This window comes from Candidatus Synechococcus calcipolaris G9 (genome assembly GCF_029582805.1).
Classification (GTDB): domain Bacteria; phylum Cyanobacteriota; class Cyanobacteriia; order Thermosynechococcales; family Thermosynechococcaceae; genus Synechococcus_F; species Synechococcus_F calcipolaris.
In genome coordinates this window covers 578124-602965 of sequence record NZ_JAKKUT010000002.1, presented here as the reverse complement: position 1 = coordinate 602965, position 24842 = coordinate 578124, and the positions used below count along the sequence as shown (strand labels likewise).

26 protein-coding genes and 1 tRNA gene are annotated in these 24842 nt (G+C 50.2%); 15 read left to right on the top strand and 12 right to left on the bottom strand.

Features of this window, described 5'->3' with window-relative positions:
- Nucleotides 1-13 precede the first annotated feature (13 nt).
- Entirely contained in the window at nucleotides 14-670 is a 657-nt protein-coding gene (locus L3556_RS05585; protein WP_277866318.1) for an energy-coupling factor ABC transporter ATP-binding protein, read from the top strand.
- Here L3556_RS05585 and nrdJ read toward each other — a convergent pair.
- The 7 genes from nrdJ to L3556_RS05550 form a co-directional block, all read right to left on the bottom strand.
- Nucleotides 667-4161 (bottom strand): ribonucleoside-triphosphate reductase, adenosylcobalamin-dependent, encoded by a 3495-nt coding sequence (gene nrdJ, locus L3556_RS05580; RefSeq protein ID WP_277866317.1) that lies wholly within the window; start codon nucleotides 4159-4161, stop codon nucleotides 667-669. The two genes, L3556_RS05585 and nrdJ, sit on opposite strands and share 4 nt — an antisense overlap.
- 152 nt (nucleotides 4162-4313) lie before the next feature.
- Nucleotides 4314-5525, bottom strand: a complete 1212-nt coding sequence (locus L3556_RS05575; RefSeq protein ID WP_277866316.1) for an FAD-dependent monooxygenase — start codon at nucleotides 5523-5525, stop codon at nucleotides 4314-4316.
- Between the two features lie 62 nt (nucleotides 5526-5587).
- A complete protein-coding gene (gene cobT, locus L3556_RS05570) occupies nucleotides 5588-6694 on the bottom strand; it encodes a nicotinate mononucleotide-dependent phosphoribosyltransferase CobT (protein ID WP_277866315.1) in 1107 nt (368 codons plus the stop codon).
- Between the two features lie 21 nt (nucleotides 6695-6715).
- Complete coding sequence (mreD, locus tag L3556_RS05565) at nucleotides 6716-7258, bottom strand: rod shape-determining protein MreD (protein ID WP_277866314.1); 543 nt, start codon at nucleotides 7256-7258, stop codon at nucleotides 6716-6718.
- Nucleotides 7221-7988: a rod shape-determining protein MreC gene (gene mreC, locus L3556_RS05560; RefSeq protein ID WP_277866313.1), complete on the bottom strand. Its 768-nt coding sequence runs from the start codon at nucleotides 7986-7988 to the stop codon at nucleotides 7221-7223. The genes mreD and mreC overlap by 38 nt, the downstream gene beginning before the upstream one ends.
- A 6-nt stretch (nucleotides 7989-7994) precedes the next feature.
- Nucleotides 7995-9035 (bottom strand): rod shape-determining protein, encoded by a 1041-nt coding sequence (locus tag L3556_RS05555; protein WP_277866312.1) that lies wholly within the window; start codon nucleotides 9033-9035, stop codon nucleotides 7995-7997.
- Nucleotides 9036-9161: 126 nt separating this feature from the next.
- On the bottom strand, nucleotides 9162-10019 hold the full coding sequence (locus L3556_RS05550; RefSeq protein ID WP_277866311.1) for a carbohydrate ABC transporter permease: 858 nt from the start codon (nucleotides 10017-10019) through the stop codon (nucleotides 9162-9164).
- Between the two features lie 125 nt (nucleotides 10020-10144).
- On the opposite strand from L3556_RS05550, the gene L3556_RS05545 reads away from it, so the two are divergent.
- The 5 genes from L3556_RS05545 to L3556_RS05525 all read left to right on the top strand — a co-directional run bounded on the left by L3556_RS05545 (nucleotide 10145) and on the right by L3556_RS05525 (nucleotide 12561).
- The gene (locus L3556_RS05545) at nucleotides 10145-10306 is read left to right on the top strand and encodes a hypothetical protein (protein WP_277866310.1); all 162 of its coding nucleotides are present in this window, start codon (nucleotides 10145-10147) and stop codon (nucleotides 10304-10306) included.
- Between the two features lie 269 nt (nucleotides 10307-10575).
- Nucleotides 10576-10701 (top strand): hypothetical protein, encoded by a 126-nt coding sequence (locus tag L3556_RS05540; protein ID WP_277866309.1) that lies wholly within the window; start codon nucleotides 10576-10578, stop codon nucleotides 10699-10701.
- Between the two features lie 80 nt (nucleotides 10702-10781).
- Nucleotides 10782-11228, top strand: a complete 447-nt coding sequence (aroQ, locus tag L3556_RS05535) for a type II 3-dehydroquinate dehydratase (protein WP_277866308.1) — start codon at nucleotides 10782-10784, stop codon at nucleotides 11226-11228.
- The gene (cbiD, locus tag L3556_RS05530; protein ID WP_277866307.1) at nucleotides 11225-12379 is read left to right on the top strand and encodes a cobalt-precorrin-5B (C(1))-methyltransferase CbiD; all 1155 of its coding nucleotides are present in this window, start codon (nucleotides 11225-11227) and stop codon (nucleotides 12377-12379) included. The genes aroQ and cbiD overlap by 4 nt, the downstream gene beginning before the upstream one ends.
- A 100-nt stretch (nucleotides 12380-12479) precedes the next feature.
- Nucleotides 12480-12561 (top strand) — tRNA-Tyr (locus tag L3556_RS05525).
- 434 nt (nucleotides 12562-12995) lie between these two features.
- Here L3556_RS05525 and L3556_RS05520 read toward each other — a convergent pair.
- Entirely contained in the window at nucleotides 12996-13181 is a 186-nt protein-coding gene (locus L3556_RS05520) for a hypothetical protein (protein WP_277866306.1), read from the bottom strand.
- A gap of 119 nt (nucleotides 13182-13300) precedes the next feature.
- A protein-coding gene (locus L3556_RS05515) for an IS630 family transposase (protein WP_277866305.1) occupies nucleotides 13301-14174 on the bottom strand; the annotation gives its coding sequence in 2 pieces (ribosomal slippage) (nucleotides 13301-13843 and nucleotides 13845-14174; 873 coding nt in all).
- A 348-nt stretch (nucleotides 14175-14522) separates the two neighbouring features.
- Between L3556_RS05515 and L3556_RS05510 the strand changes: the two genes are divergently transcribed.
- Complete coding sequence (locus L3556_RS05510; protein ID WP_277866304.1) at nucleotides 14523-15380, top strand: murein hydrolase activator EnvC family protein; 858 nt, start codon at nucleotides 14523-14525, stop codon at nucleotides 15378-15380.
- Nucleotides 15380-15931, top strand: a complete 552-nt coding sequence (gene rsmD / locus L3556_RS05505; RefSeq protein WP_277866303.1) for a 16S rRNA (guanine(966)-N(2))-methyltransferase RsmD — start codon at nucleotides 15380-15382, stop codon at nucleotides 15929-15931. Before L3556_RS05510 ends, rsmD begins: the two co-directional genes overlap by 1 nt.
- 48 nt (nucleotides 15932-15979) lie before the next feature.
- Here rsmD and L3556_RS05500 read toward each other — a convergent pair whose 3' ends face one another.
- The gene (locus tag L3556_RS05500; protein ID WP_277866302.1) at nucleotides 15980-16447 is read right to left on the bottom strand and encodes a hypothetical protein; all 468 of its coding nucleotides are present in this window, start codon (nucleotides 16445-16447) and stop codon (nucleotides 15980-15982) included.
- Nucleotides 16448-16474: 27 nt separating this feature from the next.
- Nucleotides 16475-16756, bottom strand: a complete 282-nt coding sequence (gene gatC / locus L3556_RS05495; protein WP_277866301.1) for an Asp-tRNA(Asn)/Glu-tRNA(Gln) amidotransferase subunit GatC — start codon at nucleotides 16754-16756, stop codon at nucleotides 16475-16477.
- Nucleotides 16757-16978: 222 nt separating this feature from the next.
- Between gatC and L3556_RS05490 the strand changes: the two genes are divergently transcribed.
- From L3556_RS05490 to L3556_RS05465, 6 genes are all read left to right on the top strand, one after another.
- Nucleotides 16979-17224 (top strand): RNA recognition motif domain-containing protein, encoded by a 246-nt coding sequence (locus L3556_RS05490; protein WP_277866300.1) that lies wholly within the window; start codon nucleotides 16979-16981, stop codon nucleotides 17222-17224.
- Between the two features lie 94 nt (nucleotides 17225-17318).
- Nucleotides 17319-17873, top strand: a complete 555-nt coding sequence (locus L3556_RS05485; RefSeq protein WP_277866299.1) for a DUF3172 domain-containing protein — start codon at nucleotides 17319-17321, stop codon at nucleotides 17871-17873.
- 17 nt (nucleotides 17874-17890) lie between these two features.
- Entirely contained in the window at nucleotides 17891-18709 is an 819-nt protein-coding gene (locus tag L3556_RS05480; RefSeq protein WP_277866298.1) for an MlaE family lipid ABC transporter permease subunit, read from the top strand.
- 288 nt (nucleotides 18710-18997) lie between these two features.
- Complete coding sequence (locus tag L3556_RS05475; RefSeq protein WP_277866297.1) at nucleotides 18998-20068, top strand: ParA family protein; 1071 nt, start codon at nucleotides 18998-19000, stop codon at nucleotides 20066-20068.
- Nucleotides 20052-20801, top strand: coding sequence for a HEPN domain-containing protein (locus L3556_RS05470; protein WP_277866296.1), 750 nt, complete (start codon nucleotides 20052-20054; stop codon nucleotides 20799-20801). The genes L3556_RS05475 and L3556_RS05470 overlap by 17 nt, the downstream gene beginning before the upstream one ends.
- A gap of 147 nt (nucleotides 20802-20948) precedes the next feature.
- Nucleotides 20949-21563 carry a hypothetical protein gene (locus L3556_RS05465; protein WP_277866295.1) on the top strand — a complete coding sequence of 205 codons (615 nt, stop codon included), beginning with the start codon at nucleotides 20949-20951 and terminating at the stop codon, nucleotides 21561-21563.
- 35 nt (nucleotides 21564-21598) lie between these two features.
- On the opposite strand, the gene L3556_RS05460 is transcribed toward L3556_RS05465, so the two are convergent.
- Nucleotides 21599-22540 carry a pentapeptide repeat-containing protein gene (locus L3556_RS05460; RefSeq protein ID WP_277866294.1) on the bottom strand — a complete coding sequence of 314 codons (942 nt, stop codon included), beginning with the start codon at nucleotides 22538-22540 and terminating at the stop codon, nucleotides 21599-21601.
- Between the two features lie 152 nt (nucleotides 22541-22692).
- Between L3556_RS05460 and ftsH3 the strand changes: the two genes are divergently transcribed.
- The gene (gene ftsH3 / locus L3556_RS05455; RefSeq protein ID WP_277866293.1) at nucleotides 22693-24531 is read left to right on the top strand and encodes an ATP-dependent zinc metalloprotease FtsH3; all 1839 of its coding nucleotides are present in this window, start codon (nucleotides 22693-22695) and stop codon (nucleotides 24529-24531) included.
- The last annotated feature ends 311 nt before the right edge of the window (nucleotides 24532-24842 follow it).

Sequence of the window (24842 nt, the reverse complement as noted above, 5' to 3'; positions counted from 1 at the left end):
GCAATCAACCATCGTGGTGGATGCTCGTCCCATTCTTCAGATTTGCCATCTAGACTTTGCCTACCCTGGCCAATCGTTCCTATTTCGTGATCTCAGTTTGGATCTGTGGCCCGGCGATCGCCTGGGGTTGACGGGGGATAATGGTTCGGGTAAAACAACCCTATTTCTCCTCTGTGCGGGTATTTTGAAACCAAATGCCGGCTTGATTCGATGGTTGGGGCAACCCGTTATTCCAGGGCAATTTCAGGCGGGTTTGGGCATTGTGCTTCAAAATCCAGGGGATCAACTCTTTTCGGCAACGGTTTGGGAGGATGTGGCCTTTGGCCCTGAAAATCTTGGTCTTCAATCCAGAAACCTCCAGGAACGGGTGGCGGCGGCCCTCCAACAAACGGGAACTGAGCACCTGGCCGAGCGGCCGCCCCATCACCTATCCGGTGGTGAACAGCGCATGGTGGAGATCGCCGGGGTTTTAGCCATGGATCCCCAACTTATTATTTACGATGAACCCACCGCTTTTTTGGATCGCCATAGCTGCGATCGCCTAGAGCAATTTCTGGGTGAGTCCCGCCATTCCTATATCTTGGCCAGCCATGATACTGCCCTCGTCAAACGGGTCTGTAATCGCTGGCTCCAACTCCAGGATGGTCGTTTAATACCTATGGATAATTAAAGCAAGCATTTATCGGAATCACAGCCAGCAGGCCCCGCCTCTGTCAGAGGTTGGGTGTATCGTGCTAGGGCTTGATGGAAATCAACCACTCGCTTCCGTTGCTGTACTGCCTTTACCTCCGCGTCATACCGTTCCTTACTAATGGGTTCAAAGGGGAGGCGGGGGAAGGTTTCTAGGGCATCAAATCGGGCCAGGAGGGCCGCTGAAATATAGCCGTGATCCTGTTGGATTGTTTCATAGATCGCCTGGGCAAGGGGTTCAATTTCCTGCTCCCGTAACTCCACTGTGGCACTAGTATTGTGGGTGGTATAGTGTTGCTGCACCTGCATATAAAAATCAAACTGAGCTAAGGCAGAAAACTGATTAATGTCAATTTCACTGGCTCCCGGCAGGTCGGCCCAGGACACAGCTATCGGGATTTCCACCAGCCATTCACTACAGCGGGGATCAAAGGGATCATCCAAAAGTTTGCCAGTTTCGTCTTTATCGGATTGGGAAGGGATGACGGCATAACCGTAGTCATAGCAGGCTAGGGCCACAGGATCGTTTTTGCGGAACGTGATCCGGCGGATAAATCGTTGAGCCTTGGGCGGATGCCAACCGGGGGAGGCTCCCGTCAGCAGAGATTTGGTGCCACTGGGTTGGACGGTTGTACAGCGGTTGGGACGTTTCAGACCGTGGCGATCGCAGTAATCCCAGACTTCTTTATGGACAATGTCCCGCCAATAGCGCAGATAGTCGGCTTCTTGTTCCTTAAAGGCTTTACCTTGGGGCGTGTCAGATCGCCCTGTTTGCCACCATTTCAGCCACTCAACACCAAAGGCATGGACAAAGAAATCAAACAATCCCGTGAAGGATACACCCACAATCGGGTCAACTTGGCGGCTATAGCGATAGCGGTCTTCCACAAACTGATGATGGAGCAAGGAGGCAACGGATAAGGCCCCCGCTTTGAATGCTTTGGCCTGGAGGGTGCGATCGCCGGGATCAATTTGATTCAGGTGAATTTCCGATAAGTTACAATGAAAATCAGCAGAGACGATTTCGCCACAGGGATTCAGACCATAGCGGCCGAGACAATGATTCAGTTCTTTGGGGGTGATCTCCGGAACCAGTCGCTGAAGAAAATCTGCGCCCTGTCCCGCTTCGTAAGCCTGAATAAACTGCCCCTTTAATTCTGGCGTTCTCAAGATATCCGCATTGGCCCGAGCGATGGTTTCACCGGCCCATTGAATTGCCCCTTCCCCCGAGTAGTATTGGGTGCGCACCGCTGCCATACATTCTTCTAGGGTCGGTTTGCGATGAAAAACACGGGTATGGTTGGCCATCCGCAGAGCATCCCGTTCCGGATCAATAGACCAGTTCCCCTGTTCATCTTGCCGCCATAGATTTTGCTTGGCCTGGGCAAAGTCTTGATCATTACTATCCCCCTGCCTCATCCCCGCACTGTTATGGGTGAGATAGCCATCGCAATAAAAACAATGGGCTTCAGCTACTTCAATATCGTAGGTCTGTACATGGTCATAACTGCCCAATCCCTTGACTGTAATGGGAATATCTAAGGTTATATCTGATTCGGCAATGTATCGCTCGTAATTAGAATCTGTTGTCCGGTTTCCTTCAAATCCCATATCCCGCATTTGGCTATAGGTATAGGTTTCCCGCATCATTACCCCAGGAATGGTAAAGCCATGAGCCTTTAAGCCTTGGCGAATTTCACCCTTAAGGGAATGGGGTGCAATCAAACTGTTGTAACGGGACTTGAGGGCAGGTAATTTCAGATTATATTTCGGCTGCCACGTTTCAAGTTGAGGCTCTGTGATACTGAGGCGGGCCGCAATTCCCAGACTTGAAAGCAACACGCCGACTTCCCGGGCAAAGTCACGATAAACCGTTGTTAGCAGATAGGGCGGCCGCCCGTGGGCAGAGCCATCACTATCCATTAACCCAGCTAAATAGGCACACCGGACATCCACTGTTCCCTGCAAAATAAAATCAGGAACTCGGAGTGGCTGCTTGGGTTGTTTAATGTAGCGATAGAAATATTCCGTCAGACGAATTGAGGTAACCCGTGAGCGGAATGTGTTTTCGCCTGCAATCAGATGTTGGCGAGACTGGACACCAAATAAAGCTAAAGCACGGTTAATCTTGCCATGGATCTGTTCAGCTAGTTGGGGTTCCAGACTGTTGTACGCCCAGGAAATGGCTCCAAAAGGTTTGTTATATTTATTACGCCCTAAACTGACGTAGCCATCTCCATGGGTCAAGCCGAGCAACCAAGCTATGTCCGGGGTGAGTTCGGGAATCGTAATTTCACTGGCATTCCGGCTATTTTCAGGACGCTCATGGGTAAAGTCAGGGGGTAAGTGAGTAATGCTTCCAGGCAATACCTGCCTATTGTGGAGCAGTCGATCATTGGCTTGTAGGTCTTGAACAGATTTCCAGATCACTTCCCCTTGGGCATTAGCTAACGTGGCGATGCGATGATTTAAGGTTGCCCGCGCAACTGTGGCATTGGTTTCAATTTCATAAACATCCTGGTAACCTTGGTCAAATTTATCCGTTACTGGCCGGAAACCCAAGGGTGTTTGCACCCAATCCCCAATTTGAACCGCTTTGATGGGGACTAAGCCCTTACTGGTATGAACTAAGGCATCTTCCGGCAAACACCGACGTACATTACCGGCAACTACAACCACCGCCGCCTCATCAATGAGCAAGCAGCATTCCACGGCAGTTAATTTTCTACCGATCGCCCGGTTAAGAATGTCCCCACAGCGTTGATAAAGCTCCGGTAATTTCACAGGATTGGCAACCCCACCAAAGCCCTTTAAGCGTTCCCCCGTGGGCCGAATATCGGACATATCAATGGTGACGTGAACTTGCCCCGTAAACTGCTCGTCACTGGAGAGTTCTAATACCGTTTGGTAAGACCTCACCCAGCCTGGGCGACTATCTCCTACCTTAATGTGACAATGGTTGCCCTCAATCGTGACGGTGGTCCTCTCTTGCCGTTCCTCTGGGGGGGTCTGGCCAATGTTACCGATGATCTCAATTTCCAGGGGGTTGCGAATAACCGGCAGTTGATCAATATATTTCGGTTCTAAAACCGCTCCTGTGCCACAACCCTGCATGGCTAAGTCCATCATCAGCCCAAAGGCCTTCCAGTCGATAACATTTGTGCTTGTGCAGTTATAGGCTCCAGAAAAGTTCTCGGGTTTTTCAACCCATGGCGTTCCGCCGACCCAAAGCCAGCGACCCGAAGGCAACGCAATTAGGTTTTGCTGCATCTCCTCTAGTAATGCGATTTCTGCGGGCGTGAGCTTACCCAGCTTGGCAAGACCTCGAATGGTGCGATCGCACACCTGTTGCCAACTTTCCCGCTGTCCCTCTTCGTCTTGACGGCTGTAGGTGCGATAAAACACAGGATGGGCAGTCAATGCCGCCTCAGGAAAATCACTCCGAACAGAAGGGGAGAGTTCTTGCACCATAGGAAATTAACCCAAAATTTAGGGGGACAGGCAGCCGAGAGACCGAAACCTTTTTGAGTAACGTTTCTTAAAATCTCTAGTGAGCCAAGGTAACCTAGATGTAGTGTAGTGGACGGATGCCTGGGAATCAAGGGCACTAGATAAACGCCCTGTTAAACCTGCAAGTTAACCTCAGTGATTCCCTGACGCAGGGGGATCTGTCGCGCCATCCAGGCTTGTCTCGCTTGATCCCGAAAGAGGGGAATGAACAACTGAAAGATGAATTGCTTGAGGGGGCTGTTCCGCAAACCGGCTCCTTGGCTGGCTTCTTGAATTTGTAATTCCTGGGCTTGGATAATTTCTGGCTCCCGCTCGTCCTGAATTTGGCTGAGAACCTGAGCCATTGATCCTGGATCTGCGCCGGACTGGAGCAGGGGGACTAAGTGGTTGGCAGCTACAATGACATCCCGCAGGGCCATATTAATGCCTTGGGCCCGCACCGGGGACATGGGGTGCGCCGCATCTCCGAGGAGTAAGAGTCCGGGTTTATGCCAACAGGGGGCGTGGCCAACCACGACGGAAAGACGGCGGGGGGATTCAATGGCATCTCCACACTGGCGAAAGTGGTCTGCTAACCAATGGGGCGCAACGTTGGCTAGGGTTTCTGACCAGTTGGTGTGTTTCCAATCCCCAGTTTCGTCGGGAAATAGCACCCAGGCCAATTGCAGTTTGCCATCCTCTGCACCATGGAAGACACTAAAGCCGCGATCGCCCCGGAGAACCGAAAGAAAAATATTTTCTTCAATGAAGCGGGGATGCACCGGTAGCTTAAACCAAAGGACATCAAAGGTTTTCGGTTGGGTATTTAATTCTAAACCGGCCCGATCTCGCACCGTTGAATTACGACCATCGGCTCCAATCACCAAATCCGCTTTGATCGCTTCACCATCCCCTAAAACAACTCCGGTGCAGCGTTCCCCCTGCCAAGACAAGTCCTTGACGGCAACCCCCGGCAAAAAGGTAAAGGCATCAAATTCTTTGGCTTTGTCAATGATGGCCGTGAGCAGGGCTGGCTGAGACACTAAAGTACAGGGATAATGGCAGTCCATGGGTTCAGCGGCGGTAAATAATCGGCGATCGCCCAGCATGAATTGCCAGCCATTGAGGGGACGATGGGGAACGGTGGCTAAAAGTGATCTTAGCCCCATCTGATCAAGGGCTTCTAGGCCACTGGGCATAAGGCCTTCCCCGCGAAAGACTCGCTGAAAATCCTTAGCCGCTTCCACAACGGTTACTTGGATACCCCGTTGCAGGAGTAGGAGGGCCAGGGTTGCACCGGTTGGGCCGGCTCCGACAATTAGGACATGGGGAATGGTATCAGGCATAATATTCTGCTTTAGTTTCTGTGACTGATTTTTAACTCTTCTGGAACTGGCAATCTCTCACTCTAGCCGTTGACCTTAGTTTGTGCCCGCTGTTGGCTGGCAATTTGATCAATGTGATCGACGAGGGTTGGGTTAGTCCATTGACCATAGAGAGAGGCAGCGATCGCGCATCCCCCGGCTCCCACCCCTTCTTTAACGTATCCCTTTTCATAGGCCCGTAGGGCTGCAAATTTTGAGGAACTCAGGTTTAGTTGGGTCGTGATCAGGGGTAGATCAATCTCCTGGGCTAGGCTGAGAATGGCGGCGGTGGTATCGGCTACTAACCAGCGCGTCGTGCCTAAAACAACAGCATCGGATTGCCAAGGAATGGTCTCAACCTGGGCGATCGCCTTGGCCAATTGATACACCACCAACAGTTGACTCCCGCCCGCTAACAGAACTCCTGAGCGTTGACTGGCGGCAACAACCATCCCAGCTATGACCACTTGCATCGGGTCCCCAATGGCCGCCACACACTCCAAGGGATGGAGATAGCCGGGATTCTTAGCCCTAACCTGCTCCAATCCTTTTTGGACAATATGCCACTTTTGCTGATGATTGCACTGACGGTGGCTACTGCCAATGCGATCGCGCCCGGAAATACCCAAGCCCTCACAGAGAGCTAAGGCCGTCGTCGTCCCACCCACCACGCATTCCCCAATCACAAGCCAAGGGTGTTGATCACTCAGGGTTTCTCCCCACTTGAGTCCCTGTTGCCAGAGATGCCAAACCCCATCGAGGGGAAGGGCTTGACCACTGGTTAGGCACTGGGCCGGTTGCCCGCCTAAATCAATCAATCCCTGGAGAGAATGACGGGGTAAACCGGCATCAAAAACATAGAGGGGTAATTCTAAGCCCGCAATCACGGCACGACTAATCAATGCCGGAGATGCCCCCACCGTTAGGGGCGGTAAGGGATAGAGAGGATGGGCCCTCGGCCCATGGCATAAAAATTCGCCATCGGCTAGGGCGGTAAACTGGCGATCGCTGGGGGTTGCGCCCGCCGCTGAAATGCCGGGAATGAGTCCTGTTGCCGTGAAACCCAAGACACAGAGGATTCCAGGTTGAAGGAACTGATGGGTTGAACACCAAGCTTCCCCCTGGGCCCGTAAATGATGACCATGAATCACATTAACTAGTCTAAATACTCACTAGTCTAAGTCACTCTCCTGCACCCAAGACCACCATAAATTTAGGGGCGCGTAGATCAGTGGTGCCCATAGGCTACTTAAAATGGCCGAACTCAGGGCTATTTGACGGTGGTGCTGCCAAATTTCTGGGAGGGAAATATCCGTTAAAAGGCTAATCTGGGCAGCGTTAATCGTTTCACTGATCATGGCCATGGCAAAGGCAATTAGAGCAATGGAAATAAAATCCTCTGAGATAAATCGTTGTTTTTGCATCAACCCCGTTAGCCCCCCCACGATCGCCAGAGATAGGGCATGACTAGGATAGTGGGTACTGAGACCATCCTGAATCCAACCGAGGCAAACCCCGGCAACGAATCCTTGCCAGGGCGATCGCTTCACACTCCAGACCACCACCCAAATTAATAACCAATCGGGGCTAAAAAATTGCCAGTAGGGTAGGCGCACCAGCATGAGCATGGCACAGATAACCACAGAACCTAGGGTTACTAGGGCATTGAGACTGGTTCTAGTTAGGGTCGAGAACTGGCTCAGAGGAGTTGTCATGGGGCAGAATTTTTACCCATTCTAAACGGTCAATGGCTGCCCCTAGGCGCACAGTGGCATGGGGACGGGTGGGATCACTCAATTCTACGGATTGGACTTCGCCAACGGGGATTCCCGCCGGAAAAAGACTACTCAAGGCAGAGGTGAGGATAGTATCTTTCGGTTGCACCTGGGGATCTTTTTCCAGGAATTCAATGATCACTTCATTCCCCAGTTGTCCCCGTAAAATACCCATCTGGCGGGTACGGCTGACCATGACTCCCACGCGACTGGAGGGATCCGTCAAAAGTAAAACCCGGCTGGTATTGGGGGTAATACTAGTAATTCGACCCACCAATCCGCCATCAGCCATGACCACATCACCAATGCCAACCCCCTGACGACTCCCCTGACCTAGGAGGATAGATTGCCACCATTGGGCCGCAGACCGGCCAATGACAGGGGCCAAAAGGGCGTTTTGATGGGCGATCGCCGGTACATTTAATAGCTGGCGGAGGCGTTCATTTTCAGACCGAACCTCATTGAGTTGCTGCTCTAACTGCCAAGTACGGGCTTGGATGAGTTGTTCTTCACTCTGAATGTTGGACTGCACCGGCACGGTCAGTAAGCGATAGAGTTCACGAATGCCTGCCCCATTGGTTTCTTTAATCACCCAAGCGGTACCGAGGGCAACCCCAGCAAAGAAAACTGCCCCCCAATGACGGCCCCACCAGCGTAGTAAAACGGCCATAAACGATTAACCCGCCGACGGCCCATGACTCGCAAAGACCCGACCCAGTTCCTTGAAGTTCTCCAGAACCCGGCCTGTTCCCAACACTACACAACGAAGGGGATCCGGTGCAATGTGAACGACAATGCCCGTTTCATGGCTAATTAAGGTATCGAATCCCTGGAGGAGGGCCCCACCTCCTGCCAACATGATGCCCCGATCCACAATATCTGCGGCCAATTCGGGCGGAGTCCGCTCTAGGGTACGTTTTAGGGCCTCAATAATCATGGACAGAGGCTCGGACATACTTTCACGGATCTCGGCCGTCTTAATCATCACGGTACGGGGTAGGCCCGACAGTTGGTGCAGTCCCCGCACTTCCATCCCCTCAGAGTCGTAATCTTCGTTGGGGTAGGCCGAACCAATGCGAATTTTAATATCCTCGGCGGTGCGCTCCCCAATAATCAGGTTATGAACTTTCTTGAGGTATTGGGCAATGGAATCGGAAATTTCATCCCCGGCGACCCGCACTGATTCACTGAGTACGGTTCCCTGCAAACTGAGTACAGCTACTTCGGTGGTGCCGCCGCCAATGTCCACAATCATGTTACCGGTGGGTTCCTCAACGGGTAAACCTGCCCCAAAGGCTGCTGCAACTGGCTCATCAATCAGGTAAACTTCCCGGGCGCCGGCCCCACGGGCGGCATCTTCGATGGCCCGACGTTCTACCCCAGTCACCCCACTGGGAATGCCAATGACCACCCGAGGCGCAAACAGGTTTTTGCCCCCATTAACTTGTCGCATAAAATGCTTGAGCATGAGTTCGGCTCGCTCAAAGTCGGCAATGACCCCATCCCGTAGGGGACGTACTGCCACCACATTACCCGGTGTCCGACCCAACATCCGTTTGGCTTCTGACCCAACGGCTAGGGGTTGATTGGAGATTTGATCGATCGCCACCACCGATGGCTCCTCTAGCACCACACCCCGACCAGAAACATAGACCAATGTATTGGCAGTGCCGAGATCGATGCCAATGTCCCGTGATAACCGACTGAAAACTCCCACAGACTTTACACCCCTGGTATGAACTGGCTGACTGTAACAGAAACATTAACAATGTGATGGCTGGATTGTATTATGTTTTGCCTCTTTTTGCACGGTAATTTTAGGGCAAATTTTAAGTCTCACCAGCTAAAGGGACAGATTCCGCCCCTGGCCAAGTTTGAGGTTAATCACAGAGAAAGAGAAAATGAGGATAAATAGTACTAAGCCAATGGTGCAAGCGTAGCTGATTTCCAAATCCTGAAAGGCCCGTTCGTAGAGATAGTACACAATGGTTTTGGAGCTATTGAGGGGCCCGCCTTGGGTCATGATATAGACTTCTTCAAAAACCTTCGTCGCAGAAATAGCCGAAATCACACCCACTAATAGGAGATAGGGCCGCATCAAGGGAAGGGTAATGTCCCAATGTTTACCCCAACCATCAGAGCCATCTAGGGCGGCGGCTTCGTAGAGATCCGCAGATATACCCTGAAGTCCGGCCAGGTAAATGACCATGTAGTAGCCCAGGCCTTTCCATACGGTGACTGCCATGACACTAAACAGGGCGAGATCGGGACTGGTCAACCAGGGAATGGCGGTGTCAATCCAACCCAGTTGTTGCAGGAGTTGATTGAACAGACCATTTTGGGCATAGAGCCACCGCCAGGCAATACCCGCCACCACCATGGAAATAATGACGGGGGTATAGTAAGCCGTCCGAAACCAATGCATTCCTGGTAAGGTTTGATTGACTAAGATGGCTAACCCGAGGGGGGCGATCGCCAGCAGGGGAACGACGCAAATCAGGTAAAGGATCGTGTTGCCAAGGGTCTGCCAAAAGACCTGATCCTGCAACAGCCGTTCAAAATTAGCTAGACCGACCCAGGTTGGAGCCTGAGTGAGATCGTATTCATAGCGCGTAAAACTTAGATAAAATGCCTGAAGGGCTGGCCAGAAGACCGTTAGGGTCAAAAGAACCATGGCCGGTAGTAAGAACAAATAGGGCATCAGTCTTATTTGTTTTATCTTCTGGGAAATATCCAAGGCTAGACACTCCAAACATACGAGGGGGAAGGAAAACTTAGAAGAACGGACAAATGATAAGGACAAATTAGGAAAAGGGGACAAGCATTATGGATCGATCAAAGTGGGTGGCCATCGTCACCGGGGCGATCGCCCTGCTACTGGGTGTGGGTTATTTAGCCCTAGTGCAACTTTTAGATTGGCGGGGGGACTTGCAACCAGCACCCTTAAGCATTTTATGCTCGTACCTCACCTGGATCGCCTCCCCTTGAGTCCCCTGTTCAATGCTGCCGGTTATCTGAGTCCATTATCTTAATAGTGGGCATCTCAATAGTGAGTATAGTGGGAGTGAAGGCGGCCGTTAGCAGTGGGTCTGTGGAGAAGCAAGTAGAGATTAACGTGGAATTACGGAGTGTCATTCAAAAGGGATTATGCTAGGTTAGATTTAATGGATGCTCTAGCCGAGTTTTAATTCACTCATCTGGTACTAGAGTCACAATGAGTCACGCTTTCAAGCTTATTGCGGGAGTTTATCTAACTCATGGATTACCTAGATACTATTCTGGATACTCTAAAATCTTGGTTAAAAAAATTAATTGAACTCCTTGATGGCCAAGAGCCTGAGCCAGAATTAGAACCCATTCCCATTCCTGTGCGCCATCGCTAGGGATGATTTCAAAAAAGCTGAATAAAACTCTTTCAGAATATTTATCCCAGATACCCTTAGCCAAAATTTAACCAAAGCCTTTGACTAGCGTTTTAGTTCTCCATGGCCCTAACTTAAACCTGTTGGGGAAACGTGAGCCTGAGATATATGGTTATCTCACCCTTGAGCAGATCAATGGTGAGTTGACGAAGCTAGCCTCTGAGTATCACTGCGAGATCACCTGCTATCAATCCAACCATGAGGGGGAACTGGTGGATCGGATTCAGGCAGCAGCAGATGTATTTCAAGGAATTTTAATTAATCCAGCGGCCTATACCCACACCAGTGTGGCGCTGCGGGATGCGATCTCGGCGGTGCGTTTACCGACCGTGGAAGTTCATCTGAGTAATATTCATCAGCGGGAAGCATTTCGCCATCATTCCTATTTAGCCGCCGTCAGTCTGGGCCAAATCTGTGGTTTTGGTTTAGATAGTTATTTATTAGGATTGAGGGCCTTAATTCACCATCTTCAGGGCCAGGAGCCTTGACCCCTGCGCGGTCGGGCTATACATTGCCCGTTTTTGCCTGTGCGGCGGCGATCGCTGCGGTGGAGTGCCTAAGACATCGCCGTTTGCCCCAGCAAGTCACCCTGGATTTACTTCATCCGGCGGAGATAGTGACGATCCCCATTGCCCAAGTTGCACCCCTAGATGACAACAGTAGCCTGGCCATTACCTATAGCGATCCTGGGGACAATCTAGATTTAACCCGCCATACACCCATTTGGGCGCGCGTTGCCTGGGGGTCTGCCCAGCAATCGGAACCCATTCAACTTCAGGGGGGAGAAGGGCTAGGTCGCATTGAGGCTACGGGGAATGCGGCCATCTATAGCTATGCCCATGAGTTACTCCTGGCGAATTTAGCATCCCGTTTAGAACCGGAGCAAAACATTCAGGTGACAATTATTTTGCCCCAGGGCCGCGCCTTGGCAGAGCGCACCTCTAATGCGGCCTTTGGCGTAGTTGAGGGCCTGTCTCTATTGGGAACCTCAGGGATTTCCCAGCCCTTAAGTGCCCCAGAGCAACTGGAGACCTTTTGCCAACAGATCCGTGAACGGGCATTAACTGAGCAAACCCTTGTCTTTTGCATTGGTGAAAATGGACTGGATCGGGCCCATCGTCTGGGGATTCCAGCAGAGCTATGTGTAAAAACGGCTAACTGGTTGGGGCCGCTCCTAGTTGAGGCAGCTATGGCAGGGATCACCTCTTTGCTTTTACTGGGCTACCATGGCAAACTCATTAAACTTGCGGGGGGGATATTCCATACCCATCACCATTTAGCCGATGCCCGCCAGGAAATTTTAACGGCCTATTGCGCCCGATTTGGTCTGACGGGGGCTGATCTGGAACAGGTCTATACCTCCGCTACGGTGGAGGCGGCCCTAGAATTTTTGGAACAGCGGGATCAGCAAAAGGCTACTTCCTTGGCTCAACAGGTTTTTGGGGCGATCGCCACGGATGTGGAATCCCGCAGTCTGGAGTATATTCATCGCCATTGGCAGCCTTCCCCAACGGGGCCCTCTCAAACAAACATCTCTCATATAAACATCAGGGTTGGCTGTCTCCTATTTCGGCGATCGCGGCAGGTGATTGCCCTTGGTTCTCAGGGCGAAGAAATCCTAAAAAGGATTCAGGCCTGACTCAGACCCATGGCTAAGGGTGATTTATGGGTTCATTGGGAATTTTGATAATTCTGTTCAATCAAAGTATTGTCTGATAGAATTAGAGATCGGTATCAAAGGGTCGGTGCCCGAGTGGTTAATGGGGGCGGACTGTAAATCCGTTGGCTACGCCTACGCTGGTTCGAATCCAGCCCGGCCCATCAAGACAAGAAAACCCTAAGCCTTAGAAATATCAATAGTTTCAGGTAAGATATAGCCAAGATTGTCCATGGGGCACTGAAGCCACTGGTGGCATAGCGTTAATGCTAGAGCATGATGAGCGGGTAGTGGGGCCATGAATGCCGTTGAGATTGAAGAAGCGGTTATCTAACCTAGCCGCAGCCCCCGTTGCCCCAGAAACATTTCCGTTTGCCTTTTTAGAAGCCTTTGGCAATAAATCCACAACGATTCAACGCCTAAAAAAGGTGAGAGTAATCAATCTGACCTCGGCGGTGTTCTTCAGCGCAATGTCTCATTCTCCTTACCTCGGGGTGATAATGGTCGGTTGCACCAGGCATAATAGCCACTCCTCGATTGCTTTAAGACCTGGCACATCAGGCTGATGGGAAAATGTGCCTTCTGGGCATGGATTAGCTTATAGGGTCGTAGCTCTCCCGTGCAAAGAAGGCTGCGGCTTTTTTAGGAAATCACGCTCCATCTCGACGCGCTTCAAGTCTTTGCGTAATGCCGTCAGTTCCTGCGTGGTCAATGATCCTTGGTTGCCACCACTCTGGTCAATGGTTGCTTGTTTAACCCATTGGCGTAGGGCACTTTCTGTCAAACCCATTTCCTGGCGACTTGGCTGATCGGCTTGCCTGACTGTTGCACAATTGCCACAGCTACTGACCTATGGTCAGAAAAACAGCTTTTTGTTCGGCAGTATAGCAGTCGCCATATAGATTAGGACGCTATGCTTAGAACGTTCTCCATCGCTTCTCGTAGGGTGTCAAACTCACCTAAGCATTTGCGAATCCGGCTCTTAATCCATGACCAACATTTTTCAATGGGATTCAAGTCGGGAGAATAGGGGGGCAAGTACCATACCTCACAGCCTGCTGCTTTCACCAGTTCTTCAATTCGTCCGCCTTTGTGAAAACTGGCATTGTCAATCACGAGCGTCTGCCCTGGCTGCAATACGGGAATCAAGCAGGTTTCTCGCCATACCTCAAAGATGGAGCGATTACACATGCCCTCTACGGTAAATGGAGCCATCAATTGACCTGCACACAGAGCCGCAATCATATTGACCCGTCCACTCCGACAACCTGATTTGAGGGCAAAGAGACGCTCCCCTTTTGGGTTATAGCCATAGTCATATTGGTCACGATTATCCATCCCTGATTCATCGGCATACACTATCGATTCCGACTCAACCGTTGCTAGCTGCCCTAAAAACTCAACTCGCTGCTCCTCGTTACGCTCTTGGTAGCCATAGCTTTTTTTTACGGCTGAAGTTGATGCGCTTGAGAGCACGGCTAATGGTTCGGTCACTAATCTCGTCGTCCCATAATTCCGCGAGTTGCACTTGCGTTTTATCCGAATGCGTCCCAACAAATGTTTTGAATCTGTCCCAATCGATAATTTTATGGCTATGACCGAAATGATTGTGGGGGCGCGATTGAAGGTCTCCCGTTTCTGCCCTGAGTTTGAACCACTGATGAATTGTGTTGCGGCTGATTCCAAATGCCTCACTCGCTTCACTCCGAGTCATCCCGTTGAGTTCGATGGCTTCGAGGACTTTACGCCGAAAATCATAGTCATAGGCTTTGGGCATGAAACTTTCTCAATCAAGGGCAGATTTTTCCTCTATATTATGTCCTAATCTATATATGCAGTTGCTATAAATGTTCGTCTTGGTTTTTGGGTCATTTGGACATTCTCCTTCATGGGCGACCCTTGGAGTTTGTCCACTTTTTTCAGTCAGGGTCACATTGAGCATCGGTAGGCATTTAAGTTGTTCACTCCACACATCCCCTATCCTAGCATTCAAGTAATGAGTCGTAGCAATAAGGGAAGCTTAATGAGAAAGCCTCTAGAAACACAGGATTATCTAGAGTGCCCTTAATTGTCCTGTTCAACAGTTATCAGTACACTGATGCTAGGGTTTGAAAACAGGGTGATCATGCACGGATGTGACCAATATCTTCGCCTATTTATCATCCTGGGGGTGGTTGGGACAGGACTCGTCCTAGGAGGGCAAAGTACAGTGGCCTGCCCTGTGCCTATTTTGGAACGATTAACCGCCTATCAATGGCGCGGTGGCGATCGCCTGGAGACTGTTGCCCAGGCCCATGGCCTCCGGCCGGTCACTCTCCTGGGGTTAAATCCCGTTTTACGTCAGGGAACCGTTTCAGTCGGAACTACAATTGTTATTCCGCCCATGGATGGGGTGCTGATTCAACGCTCTAGGCAGGAATCCCTGCCAGATATTGCCCAACGGTACGGAATTCGCCCGGATGTTCTCTTTGAAGTCAATGGCTGTCAGGCCAATTCCCCAACCCTTTTTATTCCTGGGGTTCGCTGGTCAGAGCAGGGAGCAGTCCGGCAAAACCAACCCATTGCCGAATTAGTGACAACACCCCTACAACGCTATCCCCTAGGAGCGATCGCCCCCACCATCCCCGATCGCCCCGATGGACAAACCAGTGCAATGCCCACGGGTGTGCGCTTTCAAATCTCGACCCCAGCCTCCATTTATGCTGTAGCCGCAGGAACCGTTGCCTTTGTCGGCGATCGCCCCGGTTATGGTTCCCTGATTGTGATCAACCATGCCCAGGGATGGCAAACGCGGTATAGTTCGGTGCAGAATATTCGGGTGCGGGTCGGCCAATCGGTGCAAGCGGGAACGTCCCTAGGGCAAACCGGAGAACAGGGCCTCTATTTTGAACTGCGGCAAAACTCCCCCCAGGGTTGGGTGGCCCGGGATCCCCTCCCCTACCTTTCCCTACTTGGGGCCCCACCGAGTCAAGGTCGTCCCTAATGGCATTACGCATTCACGGCCAACGTGCCCTAAAAACCTTGCCAGGATTAGCCACGCGGCCAACGCCGGCCCGTGTCAGGGAAGCCATTTTTAATATTTGGCAGGGCCGCATTGAAGGCTGTCGGTGGTTAGATATCTGTAGTGGCAGTGGGGCAATGGGAGCCGAAGCCCTGTGTCGAGGTGCAAAAATCGTGATGGCGATCGACCAATCTCCCCGGGCTTGTCAAGTGATTCGTGCCAATTGGCAAGGTTTGTGCGGCCCCGAACAAGAGATTCAAATTATTCGCGGGGATGTACGTCACAGCTTATCGCGCTTAGACGAAAAAACCGTGGATTTTATTTATTTTGATCCCCCCTACGACAGTGATCTCTACCAGCCGGTGATCACGGAAATTTTTCAGGGAAATTTTTTGGCCCCAGGGGGAGAAATGGCCGTTGAATGCCGCACGGGCCAAGTGCCGACCATGGAAGCCATGACCGATCGTTATCATTTCCACTGCCGCCAAAAAAGCTACGGAAGCACGACGTTACTCTTGCTGCAGAAAATGTGAAGGATCCATGCCCTTGGATCAAGGGTGAGAAATGCTTACGGTTTTTTCTCAATCACAGCGACTGCGGCCCGGTTCGGGGATACAGAGTTGCCAGTCGGCATTAAAGGGTTCATAGCCAATGGGGATCCCCGCCTGTTCTGCCTGATAGCGCAACTGCTCAAAACAGTCAAAGCCATCGGGGCGCACCGCAATAATAATGTACTCGGACTGACGGCCCCGCAGACCATTGAGGAACACCGCCAAAAGGGAGGAGGTGTTTTCCATCTCCCGTAGGGGCACAAGGGTTTGCTGGGGATGGATCACCACCCCATTCTCCCGACATTCCACATAGCGGGGTGTTTTTCCCTCATTTTGGGCCGTTTCCCGGGCCAGAATCTGGACACTTTGCTGCTCCTTACTCAGACTACTGGTACTGATGACCACCACCATGAGAATGAGGGTACCAATGGTGCAAGCTAGGACGGAAAGGAACGGAAATAGATCCAGTTCTAGGGGACGACGTTTACGCTTTGCCATAGGCTCCGGTTTAAGTTAAGGGTATCTTTACATGATTTTAGGCACACGGAAAAATTCATCTTCCCGATCCGGGGCGATCGCCAGCAGGCCTGCGCGGTTTTCATAGGGGATGAGGGTATCACTACGGGTGACATTACTCACCTCAATGGCCCGGGTGGTGGGAGCAACCCTACTCACGTCTAATTCACTCAATTGATTCACGTAGTCCAGAATGGAACTTAATTGATCTGTGAGCGCACCCACTTCAGCACTCTCCAGTTCAAGTCGGGCCAGGTGGGCAACCCGTAAGACTTCATCCTTACTAATCATCGGCGGTATTCTCCTACAGATTCTCGCCCCGGGCGATCGGGTATGGCCTTCCTATTTTAGGGGTTGGGTTAACGGTGAAGGCCTCTGTTTACAGGGGGATGGGGAATTCCTAGGAATCTTTATTAAATTTAATTGCATTTCCCCACAATCTGTAGCCTGGATCGCATGGATTGGGTAAGGGGAAAGGCTATGATGAACTCAAAATTGAACTGAGTTCGGATCATGACACTCTATATCGGAAATTTATCCTACGATGCAACCGAAGAAAACCTCCGGGAAGTCTTTGATAAGTATGGCTCAATTCGGCGAATTGTTTTACCCATCGATCGGGAAACAGGGAAACGGCGGGGATTTGCCTTCGTGGAACTAGCGGATGAAACCCAAGAAGACTCTGCCATTGAGGATCTCGATGGGGCGACTTGGCTTGGACGGGTTCTGAAAGTTAATAAAGCAAAGCCAAAGCAATAGGCCAAAGTTGATCGGCAAACGGCATACTGGAGGGGATATCCTTTGCGATCGCCCATCAGGGTCAATACTGTCCTTTTACGTTTTGTGACTTGCTATGCCGCGTCGCCCCACACCTCGCCCTTCTTCTCGGTCTGCTAATCCCCGAACGCCCCAGCGACCTCCCCAACCAGACTCAAAGCTGAACTCCCGTACCCTGGCTATCTTGGGAGGAGTTTTTGTCATCGGTATTGGTGTGGGGGTTCTTTTTAGTAAGACCACCAGCTTTACCCCAGAAAATGTGGCCTCCACCCAATTTATTGATCAAAGTGCCCCCAATCCAGAAATCTGTGTTCAGTTTGGAGCCAGTGCGATCGCCGTTGATACCCGCATTTTCGTAACCTTTAACCCCTTTTCCGTATTTGTCTCCCAGCCAGTGATGCAGCCAGGTTGTGTGATCCGGGTGAATAATATTCCCCTACTAGAGCAGCGGAAACTCATCACCTCGGAGCAACTGCGAACCTGTAAGCAGCGACTCAATACCTTTGGCTACGTTGGCAATTTAGAAGGTAATCCGGAAATTACCTGCTTATATCAAAGTAATGCCGATAAAAATCTCTTCCTTGGTCTACCAGGGTTAGGGGGCAGTCCAAGAGAAACCAATAACTTTTAGCGGTAGATCCCACCCCAATGCTATTGCCCAAAGTCAGTTTCAAGCGTTCCCTAGCTCAATTTGGCAAGAGTCAACGACTGCAACGTCTGGGTTCTGCCTTTTTGCTGGCGGGTCAGGTCACACTCCATATTTGCCAAGGGCGCATCAATATTCGGAACACGATAGAACAAATGGCAATTGTTGGCCCCGGTTCCGTTTGGGTCGCCCTCCTCACGGCCATGTTTGTGGGTATGGTGTTTACAATTCAAGTGGCACGGGAATTTATTAGCTTTGGCGCATCTTCCGCTGTCGGTGGTGTTCTTGCCATTGCCCTGACACGGGAATTGGGCCCTGTCCTCACCGCCGTTGTCTTGGCTGGCCGCGTTGGTTCTGCCTTTGCCGCTGAAATTGGCACGATGCGAGTCACTGAACAAATTGATGCCCTCCATATGCTGGGAACAGATCCCATAGATTACCTTGTGGTTCCACGGTTTATTGCCTGTGGACTGATGTTACCGGTGCTAATGATTCTTTCCCTGATTACTGGCCTCTATGGCGGCATGTTAATTGCCTTTTATTTCTATGACATTCCCAGAACCCTCTTTCTCGAATCCATTCAAAACTTCCTTGGCCCCTGGGATATTTGGAGTGCCATTATCAAAGCGGTTATTTTTGGCGGTATCGTTGCCATTATTGGTTGTAGCTGGGGCTTGACGACACGGGGGGGAGCTAAAGGGGTGGGGCAATCAACCACTGCGGCGGTGGTTATGGCCCTAATGACAATTTTTATCGCAAACTTCTTTTTGTCCTGGATTTTGTTTGGGGGTAGTAGTACTGTTGGGGTTCAATCTCTTTAAAACTTTGTTAGCTGGCTCCGCTGAAAGTCCTTGCACTCGTTCCTTGAAGTTGCCTGCAAGTCGGAAAACACCTAGAAAATTGTCGGTGGGGCAATGGTTTCAGTATTGTCTGCGGCTGTAAAATCATCCAGAGGGTTGTCAGTGAGGGCAGTAGCGACGGGTGATCTGGTTGGGTTATGTTCAGCAAGCTTCAAGCTATACTGAAGGCTAAAGGATAAAGATTATCTTTCCTCTTGAGTTCTGTTCCAAGCAGCTAGCGACCTCGTTATCACAAGAAGGCTTGGTGTAATGGTTCAAAAAATTGCCTTATTTAACCACAAGGGCGGAGTTAGCAAAACTACAACCACCTTCAATTTGGGCTGGATGCTTGCCTCGAAAGGCAAAAGAGTAATTCTTGTGGACAGCGACCCACAATGTAACCTCACGGGCATGGCTTTAGGAGAAGAAACTGAGGATGACGAGGCGCGAATTCAAGAAATTTATAATACGACTTCAAACATAAAGACAGGTTTAGCTCCGGCATTTGAATCACAACCGAGAGCGATTGAAGCTGTCGACTGTATTCCAGTACAAGGTCGGGATGATTTATTTTTATTGCCTGGTCACGTTGGTTTTGCTGAGTACGAAGTAACTCTTGGTATTGCTCAAGAACTAAGTGGTTCAATTCAAACCCTTAAGAACTTGCCAGGTTCTATCAATGATTTGTTTGAGAAAACAGCAACTAAGTTTAATGCAGACTATATTTTGATTGATATGAGTCCTAGTTTAGGCTCAATTAATCAGAATCTGCTGATGATTAGTGACTTTTTCTTAGTACCTACGACTGCGGACTTTTTTTCTGTAATGGCAATTCATTCTTTGGCTAAGATGCTGCCGAGATGGTATGCCTGGGCTAAGTCAGCAAGTTCACTGCAAATTTTAAGAGAAGCCAATTATCCTTTTCCTGATATTAAGTTGCGTTTCTTGGGAATTATCGTTCAAAACTATCGAATTATCCGAGGTAAAGAAACGGCTGCGTTTCAAACGTGGATTGAGAAGATTGAAAAAGCTGTCTCTGAAAAGCTAATTCCAACTCTAAGGATGAGCAATATGATGTTGCCAAATCAGATTTACAAAGATCAGGAAATTGAAAGTAACCTTTCTCTTGCAAAGATTTCCAACTTCAATAGCCTCATTGCCCTATCTCAGGAGCATCGAACCCCAGTTTATGACTTAACCCCTCAGCAGTTAGGACAAACAGGCATTGTTTTGGAGCGAAATCAGAAGAAGCAGGAAGAGTTTAGGCAAACTTTTTCAGGTTTGGCAGACAAAATCATTGCATTAAGTTCCAAAAGCTCCGCGTATGCAGTCAGCGCTTGACCAATTTCGTATCAGCATTGGTCGCGTTCGAGACCTAATTGCACTTCATAATTCTGTCAATGCTGAAGCCACAGGCGCGCTTGATGTGTCAGATATGTTACGTGCTGCACTGGTTCTCGCTGTGAGCGCATTGGATTATTATGTGCATGAAGTTGTGACGCTAGGAATGCTGGAAATTCATCGAGGACAACGTTCTGAGCCAATACCTTCAGGGAATACAACTCAGTCAGCATTTTCACGCTTTCAAGTTTCGTTGGGCGGTGCGCGTCAAGATCGACTAACAGCAATTGATATTGCCTCTTGGCTCGAAGCTGATATTCAACAAGATCAAGGATATGAGTTTCTCCAGCAATCCCAAACGATTTCAGCTTTTATCCCCACAATATCGAGTAGCATCCTAGCCAGACTCAATAATACTTCTTGGTTGGAGAGCGAAATTAGGGAACGTTTGGGATACCAAAGTTTTCAACAAGCAGACAAGATTGCTGATGCAATCAGATACATCTCAGACAAAAAATTGTGGGATGAGGTAGCTATCCATATGGCTATATCTGCGAAGGATGTGAAGCAGCAACTGAATTCAATCGTTGATCGAAGAAATAAAATCGCTCATGAAGCTGACATAGATCCAACTTTTAATATTGGAAACCGATGGAACATTGATGAGGTGATTGTCGGTGATGCAGTTGATTTCATTGAGAAACTGGTCGAAAACATTCATCAAGTACTGTAGGAATAGCATACGGTGTAAGCCAGCTAACAAATCGTTGCAGCGGCGGAATGAACGTTATTGGTTGGAATGTAAAGGTTGGTAACCGCCGCTGAACTCAATCGATATGTAGGTTTATATCTAGTAAGGGCAACTTGCAGGAGTACCCCCATGACCAGACCAGCCATTCTTAAACCCGGACAGTCCTATACCTTTAGGCAATACTTTGAGATGGCCTATGAACCAGAGGATATTCTGGCAGAATTTGGCTATACCCTTGAGCGATCGCTCCTATCCCTGCCCCAATCTACTGCAAACCTGGATCGCCTCAATAATCTGAGAACTCGCATCCAAGAAAGTCTCCCCTATATCAGCCTCACCAGCGAAGCTGCCCGTCGCGAACTGCTTATCGCTCCCCTACTCCTTGATGTGGTACATTACACCCGTGCCCAACTCCGTCTTGAATATCCCCTGACGGTGACTGAACAGCTTAAAGGCTCCCTTGACTACTACCTCTACTCCGTAGGGAAACTCCTTGTGATTGAAGCCAAAAATGCAGACCTAGCTAAAGGCTTCACCCAACTTGCCGTTGAACTGATCGCCCTGGATAAATGGATCGATAATGAACAGCCTATTCTCCAAGGTGCTGTTTCCACCGGCGACATCTGGCAGTTTGGCATTCTACACCGAGACCAAAAGAAAATTCAGCAGGGGCTGACCCTTTATCGAGTTCCCGATGACCTAGAAAGCCTGATGCGTATTCTTGTCAAAATTCTGGAATCATAATTATTTTTTCGATATTAAAACTTAAAGCTGAAATCTTACTCGTGAACATGGCCATCGGGCATAATCGCCCCATGCAGGTGGGCCCCCGTTAGCTTCACTAAAATACGATTGCCCTGACCTACCTTTGCCCCTCGTAGATCCGCTCCCCGCAGATCCGCCCCACTCAAATCAGCCCCAACTAAATTTGCCTCTCTTAGATCGGCGTAGCTGAGATCCGCATGGAGCAGGTTGGCCCGAAATAAGTTGGCTTGATGCAAGTTAGCTCGGTGTAGGTTGACCCGATGTAAAAAAGCATCACTCAGGTCGGCTCCTGTTAAATCCGCATGACTAAGATTGCGCCCTTCAAAATCCTTTTCACTGAGATTTGCACCCCTTAGGTTGACCCCCGTCAGATCCTTGCCTTTATTTTGCCGGGGCCCCGCAGAAGGATCGGTGTAGGCGGATGAACTGCGATAGGTATTTTGATCCGTTGGGGACTGACGATGGAAGGGATCTGTTTGACGGGGTGGGGGTTGAGTCGATTGACTTGACCTGGGGCGATCGGATGCTGAATGATTTGTCGTTTCTCGATTGGGCTGGGTATAACTGCGATAGGCGTAGGGATTAGAGGTATAGCTATGATCCGGCGATCGCCCCTGGGAGGATTGGGAGGTTTGTGATCCTTGGGACGTTTGCTGATAGGAGTGGGTTTGGCGGGGTTGGTAACTTTGATAGCTATGGTGATATTGACGACGATAACCGGCCGTTGCTTTTGTGGGTTCAGAGGTGCGATTCCGCAGATGCGATCGCAAATGCTCCCGTGCTTGGTTAATGAGCTTGATTTTTTCCTGGGCTTTTTCGATTAAGCGGGTATTATCCTTAGGGATGCGATCGGGATGCCAAATAAAGACCAGATCCTTATAGGCCTGATTCACCTCCGCCAGGGTTGCCCCTACGTCTAGCTCCAGTAGTCTGTAGCAGCCGTCTAAATCTAGCATCTCCCATCCAGCATTCCGTGGCAGCCTAACAATACCTACAATGATAGAAACATTCTAAACGTTGGGGCCGACAGACCAGGGATTTTAGAGAATGAGTTAATATTAACTTATGTAAAACAATCTTCATTTTTGCAGCGGGAGGATGGCGTTCGGTGAATAAACAATGGCGAAACGCAGGATTATACGTACTTTTAGCAATTGTGGTGCTGGCACTGGCCACGGCCTTCTTCGATCGCCAACCCCCAACGAAGCAAACCTGGCGTTATAGCCAACTGATTGAAGAAGTTCAAAATCATAATGTCGCCAAGGTCAAGATCAGCCCCGATCGGGCTCAAGCCCAGGCCCAGACCCAAGATGGTTCCCAGGTATTGGTGAATTTGCCCAATGATCCGGAACTTTTGAATATCCTCAGTGCTAATAATGTGGATATTTCCGTCTTACCCCAGAGTAATGATGGTTTTTGGTTCCGGGCATTGAGTAGTCTTTTAGTGCCGGTGGGCCTGTTGGTCTTACTCTTCTTTCTGTTGCGGCGGGCCCAGTCTGGCCCAGGCAACCAGGCCATGAATTTTGGTAAGTCGCGGGCGCGGGTGCAAATGGAACCCCAAACCCAAGTGACGTTCAATGATGTGGCCGGTATTGATCAGGCCAAACTGGAATTAGGCGAAGTGGTGGAATTCCTGAAATTTGCCGATCGCTTCACGGAAATTGGCGCAAAAATTCCTAAGGGAGTGTTATTAGTTGGGCCCCCTGGAACTGGGAAAACCCTTTTAGCCCGTGCCGTTGCTGGGGAAGCAGGGGTACCGTTCTTCTCTATTTCCGGCTCGGAATTTGTGGAAATGTTTGTCGGGGTTGGTGCATCTCGGGTGCGGGACCTGTTTGAACAGGCGAAGTCCAATGCCCCCTGTATTGTCTTTATTGATGAAATTGACGCGGTGGGTCGGCAGCGGGGTGCGGGCCTCGGCGGTGGTAATGACGAGCGGGAGCAAACCCTGAACCAACTCCTCACGGAAATGGATGGCTTTGAAGGGAATACGGGCATCATTATTATTGCAGCCACCAACCGCCCGGATGTTTTAGACTCTGCACTACTTCGTCCCGGTCGTTTCGATCGCCAAGTGGTGGTGGATCGCCCCGATTATAAGGGCCGCCTAGAAATTCTCAAAGTTCATGCCCGGGGCAAAACCCTGGCCAAGGATGTAGACCTGGATAAAATTGCCCGGCGCAGTCCTGGCTTTACGGGGGCGGATCTTTCCAATTTGCTCAATGAAGCAGCGATCCTAGCGGCGCGGCGGAATTTAACTGAAATTTCCATGGACGAAATCAATGATGCCATCGATCGCGTCCTCGCCGGCCCTGAGAAAAAAGATCGGATGATGAGCGATCGCCGTAAAACCCTAGTGGCTTACCATGAAGCGGGCCATGCCCTCGTGGGGGCCCTAATGCCGGATTATGACCCAGTGCAAAAGGTGAGTATTATTCCCCGCGGCCGGGCCGGTGGCTTGACCTGGTTTACCCCCAACGAAGATCAGATGGATTCGGGGCTATATAGTCGGGCCTATCTGCAAAATCAAATGGCCGTTGCCCTGGGTGGCCGCATTGCCGAAGAAATTATCTTTGGTGAGGAAGAAGTCACGACGGGGGCCTCCAATGACCTGCAACAAGTGGCCCGGGTGGCCCGGCAAATGGTGACTCGGTTTGGCATGAGCGATCGCCTAGGGCCTGTTGCCCTGGGTCGTCAAAATGGGAATGTGTTCCTGGGTCGCGACATTATGGCCGAGCGCGACTTTTCCGAGGAAACTGCCGCCACCATTGATGATGAAGTTCGTAATCTGGTGGATCAGGCCTACCGTCGCGCCAAGGAAGTCCTAGTGGGGAACCGCCATGTGCTGGATAAAATCGCTAACGTTCTCGTTGAAAAAGAAACCATTGATGCCGAAGAACTCCAGGAGATCCTCGATACCAATGAGGTAAAAATGGCGGCGATCGCCTAGATCATCTAGGTCATTTCAGTCAAATAAGATAAATGAACTCTCACCCCTAGGCCCTTTGGCTTGGGGGTCTTTCTATGAGCGATCTTGGCGGAAAGGGAATATCCCTCTTTTCTTAAACTTCGTTAAAAGCTTGATCCTTCATTGCCTTAAACGGGCACCCCGATTAATTCAAAATCTAGGGCGATCGCAAACGAGATTTTAATGGTTTCAGCCTCTATTTTTAGCAGATCGAGCAATTTTTCGAGGTGCTCTTTAGCCTAAATCGATGGAGAGTAGGGACGGGGCATCCCTTGAACAGGATATAATCTCTT